We start from the raw sequence: 12,093 nt of genomic DNA, 5'->3' as shown, positions 1-12,093 counted from the left end.
GGGGAAAGGCTGGTCGTGAAAGACGGGGCGAAAGAAATAGGGAACACTCCTCCTCCCCCCCCCCCCCCACCCCCCCCCCCGCTCCCACAATTGATTTGCATTATTCCTACAGAATCTGCTGAATCGCATCAGTCCCCTTCGGTAACACTCCCCACGTAACAATGCGGTAACACACCGGATTGACTTCCCGGGTTCTCCTCACGACTATAGGCGTCCCGCTGCCGCCATCACGGCACACAAGGGCGCAATCCAGGCCTTATAAGCACGACAAAAGACCGTGCGCCTGAGTAGATGACGAATCACGCGCGTTACTCGCAGTAGTTTCCATAGCGCCTGAACGAGGATTTTTTGACATGCCAGCCATCACCCTGACCACGCTCCAGAGCCTCAAGCAGAACGGTGAAAAAATCACCATGCTGACCTGCTATGACGCGACCTTCGCCCACGCCTGCAATCAGGCTGGCGTCGAAGTGCTGCTCGTGGGCGACTCCCTCGGCATGGTTTTGCAAGGTCACGACAGCACCCTGCCGGTCACCACCGCCGAAATGGCTTATCACGTGGCCGCCGTAAAACGCGGTAACACCGATGCGTTGATCCTCGCCGACCTGCCCTTCATGGCCTACGCCACTACCGAACAAGCCATGACCAACAGTGGCCTGTTGATGCAGGCCGGTGCGCACATGGTCAAGATCGAAGGCGCATTGTGGCTGGCGGACTCGATCCGCCTGCTTGCCGAGCGTGGTATCCCGGTGTGCGCGCACATGGGCCTGACACCGCAATCGGTGAACATCCTCGGCGGCTACAAGGTTCAGGGTCGCAACGAAAATCAGGCGCGGCAAATGCGTGCCGATGCTATTTCGCTGGAGCAGGCTGGTGCGGCAATGCTGTTGCTTGAGTGCGTTCCAAGCGAACTGGCGGAAGAGATCACCCAGGCGGTGAAGATTCCGGTGATCGGAATTGGTGCTGGCAACCGCACCGACGGCCAGGTGCTGGTCCTGCACGACATGCTGGGCCTGTCCATCACGGGTCGGGTGCCTAAGTTCGTGAAGAACTTCATGGCGGGCCAAGAAAGCATTCACGGGGCCTTGAGCGCCTACGTCACTGAAGTCAAAGCAGCGACCTTCCCAGGCATCGAACATGGATTCTCTGCATGAACACCGTAAAAACCGTACGCGAACTGCGAGCCGCCGTGGCCCGCGCCCGTGGTGAAGGCAAACGCATTGGCTTTGTGCCAACCATGGGCAACCTGCACAGCGGCCATATCGCACTGATTACCAAGGCCACTCAGCGAGTGGATTTCGTGGTCGCGAGTATTTTCGTCAACCCACTGCAATTTGGTGTCGGCGAAGACCTCGACAAATATCCGCGCACGCTCGCGGCCGACCAGGAAAAACTGCTTGAAGCCGGTTGCGACCTGCTGTTCGCGCCTACCGTAGAAGAGATGTATCCCGACGGCATGGCCGGCCAGACCCGTGTCAGCGTCCCGCAATTGTCCGAAGGCCTGTGCGGCGCCAGCCGCCCGGGGCATTTCGAAGGCGTGGCGACGGTGGTCAGCAAGCTGTTCAACATGGTCCAGCCGGACCTGGCGGTTTTCGGCCAGAAAGACTTCCAGCAACTGGCCGTGATCCGCGCCCTGGTCCATGACCTGAACATGCCGATCCAGATCATCGGCGAGCCGACCGTTCGCGCGACCGATGGACTGGCGCTGTCGTCGCGCAATGGCTTCCTCAATGAGGAACAACGCGCCATTGCCCCGGTGGTGTATCGCACCCTGAGTCAGATGGCCGAAGCGATCAAACAGGGTGAGCGCGACTTCCCGGCACTGATCGGTGCGCAGACCAAACAGCTTGAAGCGGCTGGCTTGCGTCCTGACTACCTGGAAATCCGTCATGCACTGACCTTGCGTCCGGCCACGGCGGAAGATCGGGACCTGGTGATTCTGGTGGCGGCGTTCCTCGGCACTACGCGGTTGATCGACAACCTGCACCTGAATCTCGATACGCCCGCCTGAACACCACAAAACAATGGTGGGAGCGAGCCTGCTCGCGAATGCGGTGTGTCATTCAGCATTTAGGCTGACTGGTCCACCGCTTTCGCGAGCAGGATCGCTCCCACACCCGACCTGTTTCAGTTTCCACAACTCGACTCCAACCTGGGAAACCACTCATGCACGCCATCATGCTCAAGGCCAAGCTGCATCGCGCCGAAGTCACCCATGCTGTACTCGATTACGAAGGCTCCTGCGCCATCGACGGCGAATGGCTGGACTTGTCCGGCATCCGAGAATACGAACAGATCCAGATCTACAACGTCGACAACGGCGAGCGCTTCACCACCTACGCCATTCGTGGTGAAGAAGGTTCGCGCATGATTTCGGTAAACGGTGCCGCCGCGCACAAGGCCAAGGTCGGCGATCGGGTGATCATCTGCGCTTACGCTCACTACAGCGAAGCCGAACTGCTCAACTTCAAGCCACGCATGCTTTACATGGCACCGGGCAATGAACTGAGCCACACCAGCAACGCCATTCCGGTCCAGGTTGCCTGATCGAAATCCTGTCTCGTTTCCGTTTGTCGGACCGTTCCTAACGTCGGTGTTAAAAAAGTACCGGAAACAGGTCAGACAAAGTCAAGACAGATCACGGCGCGGGGGTTACTGTATTCGCCCTGCGCCATGAAATCGTGTCGACGCAGTTGACCGGGGCGCCCACCCACAGTGCTCCGGGACTTTTCGTGTTCAAAAGGCCGTTCAAGTAAAAAGGAAACCCGCAGCGATGGCGTATTACCGCACTCCTCACGACGTGACCGCTCTGCCCGCCTGGCAGGCGTTGAATGACCACCGCCAAGCCATGCAGGATTTCAGCATGCGCGAGGCCTTCAATGCCGATCCGCAGCGTTTCACTCAATTCACCCTCAGCAGCTGTGGCCTGTTTCTCGACTATTCGAAGAACCTGATCAACGCCGAGACCCGTAAACTGCTGGTGGGCCTGGCCAACGAAGTCGACCTCAAGGGTGCGATCAAATCGCTGTTCGATGGCGAGATCGTCAACGCCTCCGAGGGGCGCCCTGCCCTGCACACGGCGCTACGCCGCCCGGTCGGCGACAAGCTGTCGGTCAACGGTGTCAACGTGATGCCGGATGTGCACAAGGTACTGAATCAGATGACCGACCTCGTGGGCCGCATCCACGACGGTCTGTGGCGCGGTTACACCGAGAAGCCGATCACTGACGTGGTGAACATCGGTATCGGTGGCTCGTTCCTCGGCCCCGAACTGGTGTCCGAGGCCCTGCTGGCCTACGCCCAGAAAGGCGTGCGCTGCCACTACCTGGCGAACATCGACGGTAGCGAGTTCCACGAACTGGCCATGAAACTGCGCGCCGAGACCACGCTGTTCATCGTTTCGTCGAAATCCTTCAACACCCTCGAAACCCTGAAAAACGCCCAGGCCGCCCGTGCCTGGTACCTGGCTCAGGGTGGCTCGGAAGCCGAGCTGCATCGTCACTTCATCGCGGTATCGAGCAACAACGCCGCGGCCGTCGCATTCGGTATCCGCGAAGAGAACATTTTCCCGATGTGGGACTGGGTCGGCGGCCGTTACTCACTGTGGTCCGCCATCGGCCTGCCAATCGCCCTGGCCATCGGCATGTCGAACTTCAAGGAGCTGCTGTCCGGTGCCTACACCATGGACCAGCACTTCCAGAGCGCGCCATTCGAACAGAACATGCCGGTACTGCTGGCCTTGCTCGGGGTGTGGTACGGCAACTTCTGGGGCGCGCAGAGCCACGCGATCCTGCCGTACGACCACTACCTGCGTAACATCACCAAGCACTTGCAACAGCTGGACATGGAGTCCAATGGCAAGCGCGTACGCCAGGACGGCACCCCCGTCGCTACCGATACCGGTCCAGTGATCTGGGGTGGCGTGGGCTGCAACGGTCAGCATGCTTATCACCAGTTGCTGCACCAAGGTACCCAACTGATTCCGGCCGATTTCATCGTGCCGATCGTCAGCTTCAACCCGGTGGCCGACCACCACCAATGGCTGTATGCCAACTGCCTGTCGCAAAGCCAGGCACTGATGCTCGGCAAGACCCAGGCCGAAGCCGAAGCCGAACTGCGCGACAAGGGCATGGGTGAAGCCGACGTGCAGAAACTCGCGGCGCACAAGGTGATTCCGGGCAACCGTCCGAGCAACACCCTGGTGGTCGAACGCATCAGCCCGCGCCGCCTCGGCGCACTAGTGGCGATGTATGAACACAAGGTGTTCGTGCAAAGCGTGATCTGGGGCATCAATGCCTTCGACCAGTGGGGCGTGGAGCTGGGCAAGGAGTTGGGCAAAGGCGTCTACAACCGCCTGGTCGGCAGCGAGGAAAGCCCTGCAGAAGACCCGTCCACCCAAGGGCTGATCAACTACTTCCGTGGGCGTCACCGCGGATAAACCAGAACCACATTGCTACCCCCTGTGGGAGCGAGCCTGCTCGCGAATACGGTCTAACATTCAACGATGGTGGTGAATGCAAGATCGCGTTCGCGAGCAGGCTCGCTCCCACAGTTGTTTTGGGCACGACTTGAACCCATGGATTACACAGCGCATCTTTATCTTTGTCGCAAAACAAGAATAAGGAACCGTCATGTTCGATATCAGCACGTTCCCCAAAGCCGATGCCGTCCGCCGGGCTGCACAACTGAGTCAAGACGACTACCACCGCCTGTACCGCGAATCCATTGAACACCCAAGCCAGTTCTGGGCCGAACAAGCCACGCGTTTTCTCGACTGGAGCAAACCGTGGGACACCGTCCAGCGCTATAACCTCAAGACCGGCGAAGCCAGTTGGTTTGCCGGGGCAGCGTTGAATGTCAGTTACAACTGCATCGACCGACACCTTGAAAAACGCGGCGATCAAATCGCGATCATCTGGGAAGGCGACGATCCCGCCGAATCCACCCAGATCACCTACAAAAAATTGCATCACAACGTTTGCCGCCTGGCCAACGTGCTCAAAAGCCGTGGCGTGAAGAAAGGCGACCGGGTGTGCATTTACATGCCGATGATCCCTGAAGCCGCCTACGCCATGCTCGCCTGTACCCGAATCGGCGCTATCCATTCGGTGGTGTTCGGCGGTTTTTCCCCGGACTCCCTGCGCGACCGGATTCTCGATGCCGATTGCCGCACCGTGATCACCGCCGACGAAGGCGTGCGCGGCGGCAAATTCGTCCCGCTCAAACAGAATGTCGATAAGGCGCTGCAAAGCTGCCCCGATGTCAGCACCGTGGTCGTGGTCGAGCGCACGCAGAATCAAGTGAACTGGGTCGAAGGCCGGGACATCTGGTATCACCAGGCGCTGCGCGACGTCGACGACAACTGCCCACCCGAACCGATGGGCGCCGAAGATCCGCTGTTCATCCTCTACACCTCCGGCAGCACCGGCAAACCCAAGGGCGTGCTGCACACCACCGGCGGTTATCTGCTGCAAGCGGCGATGACGTTCAAATACGTGCTGGACTACCGTGACGGCGAAGTCTTCTGGTGCACCGCTGACGTCGGCTGGGTAACCGGTCACAGCTACATCGTCTACGGGCCGCTGGCCAATGGCGCCACGACGCTGATCTTCGAAGGCGTGCCAAGCTACCCGAGCACCTCGCGTTTCTGGCAAGTCATCGACAAGCACAAAGTGAACATTTTCTATACCGCCCCGACTGCCCTGCGCGCACTGATGCGCGAGGGTCCGGAACCGCTGAAGGAAACCTCCCGCGCCAGTGTCAGACTACTCGGCACCGTCGGTGAGCCGATCAACCCGGAAGCGTGGGAATGGTACTTCCACAAGGTTGGCGAAGAGCGTTGCCCGATTGTCGATACCTGGTGGCAGACCGAAACCGGCGGCATCATGCTCAGCCCCCTGGTCAGCGCCCAGCGCATCAAACCCGGCTGCGCCACGCAACCGATGTTCGGCGTGCAACCGGTGCTGCTCGACGAACAGGGCAAGGAAATCAAGGGCGCCGGCAGCGGCGTGCTGGCGATCAAATCCAGCTGGCCGGCACAGATCCGCAGCGTCTACCGCGACCCGCAACGGATGATCGACACCTACTTCAAGCCCTACCCCGGCTACTACTTCACCGGTGATGGCGCCCGCCGCGACGAAGAGGGCGATTACTGGATTACCGGTCGCATCGACGATGTGATCAACGTGTCCGGGCATCGCATCGGCACTGCAGAAGTGGAAAGCGCCCTGGTACTACACGACAAGATCGCCGAGGCCGCCGTGGTCGGTTACCCCCACGACGTCAAGGGCCAGGGCATCTACGCCTTCGTCACCCCCATGAACAGCGTGGAAACCGGCGACGAATTGAAAAAAGAGTTGTTGGCAATGGTCAGCAAGGAAATCGGTAGCTTCGCCAAACCGGACCTGATCCAGTGGGCACCGGCCTTGCCGAAAACCCGTTCAGGCAAAATCATGCGGCGCATTCTGCGCAAGATCGCCTGCAACGAACTCGACAGCCTGGGTGACACCTCGACCCTGGCCGACCCAAGCGTGGTGCAGGGCTTGATTGATAAACGCCTCAACCAATAACGCTTTGCTCTTTGTAGGAGCGAGCCTGCTCGCGATGAACTCAGCCACGCCGCGTTTATTCAGGAGAAACGCGTTATCGTTAGCGTCCTTCGCGAGCAGGCTCGCTCCCACAGGAGATCACAGGGACACCATGGAATTCATCCGCAGCCGCATCGAAACCCAAATCATGAGCTTGACCGGTCTGTCCTTGGGCAAGCTCGACCTGGAAAACCCAAAGGGTGATCCCGGCCTGTTCGGGCCTGATTCGGTGAGCTGGCAAGTGCACGGCGACTTCAGCAGCATGTTGATCGGCGGTATCAGCGCCCTGATGCTGCAAGCCCTGCACCCCCTGGCCCTGGCGGGCGTGTGGGACCATTCGAACTTCCGCGAAGACATGCTCGGCCGACTGCGCCGCACCGGACAGTTCATCTCCGGCACCACCTTCGGTTCGCGCCAGGACGCCGACTGGCTGATCGAGAAAGTCCGCACCATTCACCTGCAGGTCACTGGCACCGCACCCGATGGCCGCCCCTATGCGGCCAGCGATCCTGATCTGCTGACCTGGGTGCATGTCGCTGAAGTCAGTAACTTTCTTGCCGCCCATTTGCGTTATCGCAACCCGCACTTGTCACCGGCCGACCAGGATCGCTATTACGCAGAAATCGCGCTGGTCGCCGAACGCCTCGGTGCCCGGGTTGTGCCCCGCTCCCGCCAGGAAGTTTCCGAATACCTTGCGCGAATCAGGCCGCAGCTGATGTGCGACGAGCGCAGTCGCGAAGTGCTGCGGTTGTTGTTGAACGCCCCGTCTCCTAGCCGCTTGGCCAAGCCTTTCGGCAACCTGATGATGCAGGCCGGGATCGACCTGCTGCCGGACTGGGCCAGTGATCTGCTCGGCGTCAGCCAGAACCCGCTGCAACGCAAGTTGATCCGCGCCAGCGTCAATCGCAGCGCGCCGATGCTGCGCTGGGCGGTGCGTAATGGCTCGGTGCAGCGCGCCAAGCGAAGGATGGGGCTGAGCTGAAGCTCAGAGCTGCAAGCTTGAAGCTTGAAGCTTGAAGCTCAGTAACTGCTAAACTCCCGCGCCCAATTCCCACCTGCAAGGCGCCCAGCATGTCTTCCTTGAATCAGGCGCTGCGCGCCGCCCTCGAACGTCGCCAGGACCTGTTGGCCGAACTGCACAGTCAGGGCACCGATTGCTATCGCCTGTTCCATGGCAGCCAGGAAGGTGCCGGGGGCCTGACCATCGATCGCTATGGTCCGCAACTGATGGTGCAGAGTTTTCACCAGTCGCTGGAACGCGATGCGCTGCTGCAACTGCACGAAATCGTCAATCAGCACCTGGGCTTTGAAAGTCTGCTGGTCTACAACGACCGCTCCCGCGGCAACTCGCGCATCGATCGGGAAGACACCGTCTACCGTGCTGACGAAGCGGCACTGCAAGACCTCGTTGGCCACGAGTGGGGCCTCAATTACCGCGTACGCGGGCGCCATGCCGGGCAGGACCCCTTGCTGTTCCTCGACCTGCGCAACACCCGCGGCTGGGTCAAGGAGCACAGCAAAAACAAAAGCGTGCTGAACCTGTTTGCCTACACTTGCGGCGTCGGCCTTAGTGCCGCGGCTGGTGGCGCTCGCGAGGTGTGCAACCTGGACTTCGCCGAAGGCAACCTGGCGGTCGGTCGTGAAAACGGCCAACTCAACCCGCTGTTGCCAACCATGGAATTCATCCAATCCGATTACTTCCCCGCCATCCGCCAGTTCGCCGGTCTACCCATCAGTCAACGTCGTGGGCAAAAACTGCCGAGCTACCAGCGCCTGGATCAACGCCAGTACGATCTGGTGCTGCTCGATCCTCCCGCCTGGGCCAAGAGCGCCTTCGGCACCGTCGACCTGCTGCGTGACTACCAGAGCCTGCTCAAACCCGCGCTGCTGACCACGGCCGACAACGGCGTGCTGATCTGCTGCAACAATCTGGCAAAAGTCAGCATGGACGATTGGCGCGAACAGGTTTTGCGTTGCGCCGAGAAAGCCGGACGACCGGTTCGCGAGTGGAGCGTGATGAAACCGGGTGACGATTTCCCGTCGATGGATCAGCAGCCACCGTTGAAAACCCTGATCCTGCAGCTTTGATCTGTGTCAGACAAATCCGAAAAGTACTGAACAGCGGGATTGTTTCGGAACCGGAATCGCGTGCCATACTCCAAGGCACTCCGATTCAGACAGATGAACCCACACATGTACAAAGGATTGATTCGCGCCATCGGCGCCTTGTTGACTGCTCTGGCTCTCTACAGCCTGCTGGGTTTTCTGATTTTGCCGGGCATCGCCTTGCGGGTTGCCAACCAGCAATTGGCCAACTACGCCACGACGCCGGCCACGATCCAGCGGATCGAACTCAACCCGTTCAGCCTTGAAGTCACCCTTTGGGGCCTGAACATTGGCGAGCCTGGCAAGGAGCAAGTCGGGTTCGAGCGCCTGTACGCCGACCTTCAACTCGACAGTCTCTGGACCAAGGCGCTGCACCTGTCCCGTATCGAGCTGGACAAGTCCAAGACCGAAATCCTCTTCGGCAAGGACGGCAAACTCAACCTGCTCGGCCTGTTCAAACTGCCACCCAGCGAACCGACCCCGGCCGATCCCGATGCCAAGCCGTTCCCGCTACGCATAGACAGCATCAAACTGGCTGGCGGCGCGGTGCACTTCCAGGATGATCGCCCCAGCGAACCCATCGAGTTTCTTTACGACAAACTCGATTTCGAACTGAAGAACCTCAGCACCCTGCCCGAAGACAGTGCCGACATGACGTTGGTGGCCATCGGCCCGCACGGTGGGCAAATCGACTGGACCGGTAATTTCAGCCTCATTCCCCTGGCCTCCGAAGGCAAGCTGAAGATCACCGACGGCAAGATGAAAGCCTTTTGGCCCTATGTGCGCGATGCGGTGCCACTGGTGCTTGAAGACGGTGTGGTCAGCCTGAGTACCGACTACAAGCTCAACCTGTCCAAGGAAACCGAACTGCTGCTGAGCAATGTCTCGGCCACCATCGCCCCCTTTGCCATCAAGTCGCCTGAAGGCCGGCCACTTGTGAAACTCGAACGACTGGACGTCTCGGAAACCACTGTCGATCTGGCCAAACAACAGGTGGTCGTCGGCAAGATCCGCAGCAACAAGCTGGAAACCTGGGCGGCCCTGGAAGCCGATGGCCAGCTCGATTGGCAGAAGCTGTTCGCCAGCCAGCCTTCCAAACCTGCCGCCAAAGCCAAGGCGGAACCGCCAAGCACACCGGCGTCAGCCGATTCGCCGAAACCCGAACCGGCACCCGCCGCCAAACCCTGGCAAGTGCTGCTCAATGATGTGCAACTGCGCGATTACAAAGTTCACCTGGCAGACCGCAAGACACAGCCTGCCGTGGAGCTGGACCTGAGCCCGCTGAATCTCGACTTGCAGAAGTTCGACAGCCTCAACGGTTCGCCCTTCCTGCTCAAGCTCGACACCGGCGTGGGCAAGCAGGGCAAGCTCCTGGCCGAAGGCGAGGTCAATCTGGCGCCGGTCAGCGCCAAACTCAACGTCCAGACCAAGGACATCGACCTGCGCGTCGCCCAGTCCTACATCAGCCCGTTCATTCGCCTGGAACTGCGCAGCGGCATGCTCGGCAGCGACCTGGCGGTCAACCTGAAAAGCACAGAGCCGCTGGCCTTGAGCGTCACTGGTCGCGCTCAGGTCGATCAGTTGCATACCCTCGACACCCTGAAAACCCGCGACTTCGTCAAATGGCAACGGGTGGTGGTCGAAGGCCTGAACTATCAACACGGCGACAGTCTGTCGATCGATAGGATCAACCTGTTGCAGCCCTACGCGCGCTTCATGATCAACGATGATCGCACCACCAACATCGATGACCTGCTGATCCCGCAGCCCGCCGACTCCGGCGCCAAAACCGCGGCCGCCAAACCCGCCGCCGGCAAGGACAAGCCACTGGGCATCCACATTGGCGGGATCGTGATCAATGACGGCTCGGCCAACTTCGCCGACTTCAGCCTGACCCCGAACTTCGCCACCGCCATTCAAGAGCTCAACGGCCAGATCGGCACCATTGACAGCCGTCAGGCAAAACCGGCCGCCGTCGACGTCAAGGGCAAGGTCGATCGCTATGCACCAGTGACCATCAAGGGCGCGGTCAACCCGTTCGACCCGATGGCCAGCCTCGACATCGCCACCAGTTTCAAACGCGTGGAACTGACCACGCTAACCCCCTACTCCGGCAAGTTCGCCGGCTATCGTATCCGCAAGGGCCGACTGAACCTGGACCTTCACTACAAGATCACCAAGGGCCAACTGCAAGCCGAAAACAAGGTGGTGGTGGAACAACTGCAACTGGGTGAAAAAGTCGACAGTCCGGACGCCGTGAGCCTGCCGCTGAAACTGGCTGTTGCCCTGCTCAAGGACGTCGATGGCAAGATTTCCATCGAACTGCCGGTATCCGGCGACCTGAACAACCCGCAGTTCAGCATCATGCCGATAGTCTGGCAGACCCTGCGCAACCTGATCGTCAAGGCCGCCGCTGCACCGTTCAAACTGATTGGCGGACTGGTGGCCGGTGGCGGTTCGGAAGATCTGGGCACCGTGGCGTTCGCGCCGGGCTCGAGCGAGCTGAGCAAGGACGCCGAGGCGGCACTGGTCAAGCTGTCCAAGGCCCTGAAGGAGCGCCCTGCCCTACGCCTGGAAATCGAAGGTACCGCCGCCAAGACCAGCGACGGCCCGTTGATTGCCGAGCAACGCCTGGAACGGGAATACCAGTACAACTACTACAAAATGCTCCAGCGGCGCGGCGACAAGGTGCCAGCCCAGGCTTCCATGCTGCAAGTGCCGGACAACGAAAAAGGGCCTTTGCTGGAAGGGATTTACCGCACTCGCCTGAAAGCCCAGCCGCCGGCTGAGTGGAAGGACCTGGGCAAGGAAGAACGCACCGCCAAAATGCGCGAGGGCGTGATCCAGTCCTGGAGCTCCAGCGAAGTGCTGTTGCGCCAGTTGGGCCAGGACCGCGCCAGCAGCATCAAAGATTACCTGGTCGACAAGGGCCAGCTCGCCGATGATCGCGTGTACTTCATCGATGCCCAGTTGGGCGAAGCGGAGAAAGACGGCAAGGTCATTACACCGATGCATCTGGACGCCGAATGATAAGCAAGCGACTGCTGTCAGGCCTGGCATTGGCGATGGTGACTGGCCAGGCTTGCGCGGCGGACACCTTGCGCTGCGGCAGCCAGTTGATCAGCGTCGGCGACCGGTCGAGCGAAGTGCTGCAAAAATGCGGCGAACCGGTCAGCCGCGATCTACTGGGTTACAAACGCAGCGCCAATCGGCGGGAAGAATTTCAGGTCGAGGAATGGACCTACGGGCCCAATGGCGGGATGTATCAATTTTTGCGGTTCGAGGGGAATCGCCTGACGCAGATCACCAGCAAACGCGGCAACTGAGAACACCATAAATTCCCGTGGGAGCGAGCCTGCTCGCGAAGTCGGACAGACATTCAACATCTGAGTTGGCTGAC

9 protein-coding genes are annotated in these 12,093 nt (G+C 60.1%); all 9 read left to right on the top strand.

The window, feature by feature from the left end; all coding sequences use genetic code 11:
• Positions 1-353 precede the first annotated feature (353 nt).
• Positions 354-1,154: a 3-methyl-2-oxobutanoate hydroxymethyltransferase gene (gene panB, locus ACSFE6_RS04140; protein ID WP_435426390.1), complete on the top strand. Its 801-nt coding sequence runs from the start codon at positions 354-356 to the stop codon at positions 1,152-1,154.
• Positions 1,151-2,011, top strand: coding sequence for a pantoate--beta-alanine ligase (gene panC / locus ACSFE6_RS04135; RefSeq protein ID WP_435426389.1), 861 nt, complete (start codon positions 1,151-1,153; stop codon positions 2,009-2,011). The genes panB and panC overlap by 4 nt, the downstream gene beginning before the upstream one ends.
• A gap of 155 nt (positions 2,012-2,166) precedes the next feature.
• On the top strand, positions 2,167-2,547 hold the full coding sequence (panD, locus tag ACSFE6_RS04130; protein ID WP_003228271.1) for an aspartate 1-decarboxylase: 381 nt from the start codon (positions 2,167-2,169) through the stop codon (positions 2,545-2,547).
• Between the two features lie 226 nt (positions 2,548-2,773).
• A complete protein-coding gene (gene pgi / locus ACSFE6_RS04125; RefSeq protein WP_435426388.1) occupies positions 2,774-4,438 on the top strand; it encodes a glucose-6-phosphate isomerase in 1,665 nt (554 codons plus the stop codon).
• Between the two features lie 193 nt (positions 4,439-4,631).
• Positions 4,632-6,569: an acetate--CoA ligase gene (gene acs, locus ACSFE6_RS04120; RefSeq protein ID WP_435426387.1), complete on the top strand. Its 1,938-nt coding sequence runs from the start codon at positions 4,632-4,634 to the stop codon at positions 6,567-6,569.
• Positions 6,570-6,699: 130 nt separating this feature from the next.
• The gene (locus ACSFE6_RS04115; RefSeq protein ID WP_435426386.1) at positions 6,700-7,569 is read left to right on the top strand and encodes an oxygenase MpaB family protein; all 870 of its coding nucleotides are present in this window, start codon (positions 6,700-6,702) and stop codon (positions 7,567-7,569) included.
• Positions 7,570-7,658: 89 nt separating this feature from the next.
• A complete protein-coding gene (locus ACSFE6_RS04110; RefSeq protein WP_435426385.1) occupies positions 7,659-8,675 on the top strand; it encodes a class I SAM-dependent rRNA methyltransferase in 1,017 nt (338 codons plus the stop codon).
• Between the two features lie 93 nt (positions 8,676-8,768).
• Positions 8,769-11,723, top strand: coding sequence for a DUF748 domain-containing protein (locus tag ACSFE6_RS04105; RefSeq protein WP_435426384.1), 2,955 nt, complete (start codon positions 8,769-8,771; stop codon positions 11,721-11,723).
• Positions 11,720-12,019 (top strand): DUF2845 domain-containing protein, encoded by a 300-nt coding sequence (locus ACSFE6_RS04100; protein ID WP_435426383.1) that lies wholly within the window; start codon positions 11,720-11,722, stop codon positions 12,017-12,019. The genes ACSFE6_RS04105 and ACSFE6_RS04100 overlap by 4 nt, the downstream gene beginning before the upstream one ends.
• The last annotated feature ends 74 nt before the right edge of the window (positions 12,020-12,093 follow it).

It is taken from the genome of Pseudomonas baetica, assembly GCF_051216495.1.
Lineage (GTDB): Bacteria > Pseudomonadota > Gammaproteobacteria > Pseudomonadales > Pseudomonadaceae > Aquipseudomonas > Aquipseudomonas baetica_B.
This window is presented reverse-complemented; position numbering and strand designations above follow the sequence as displayed.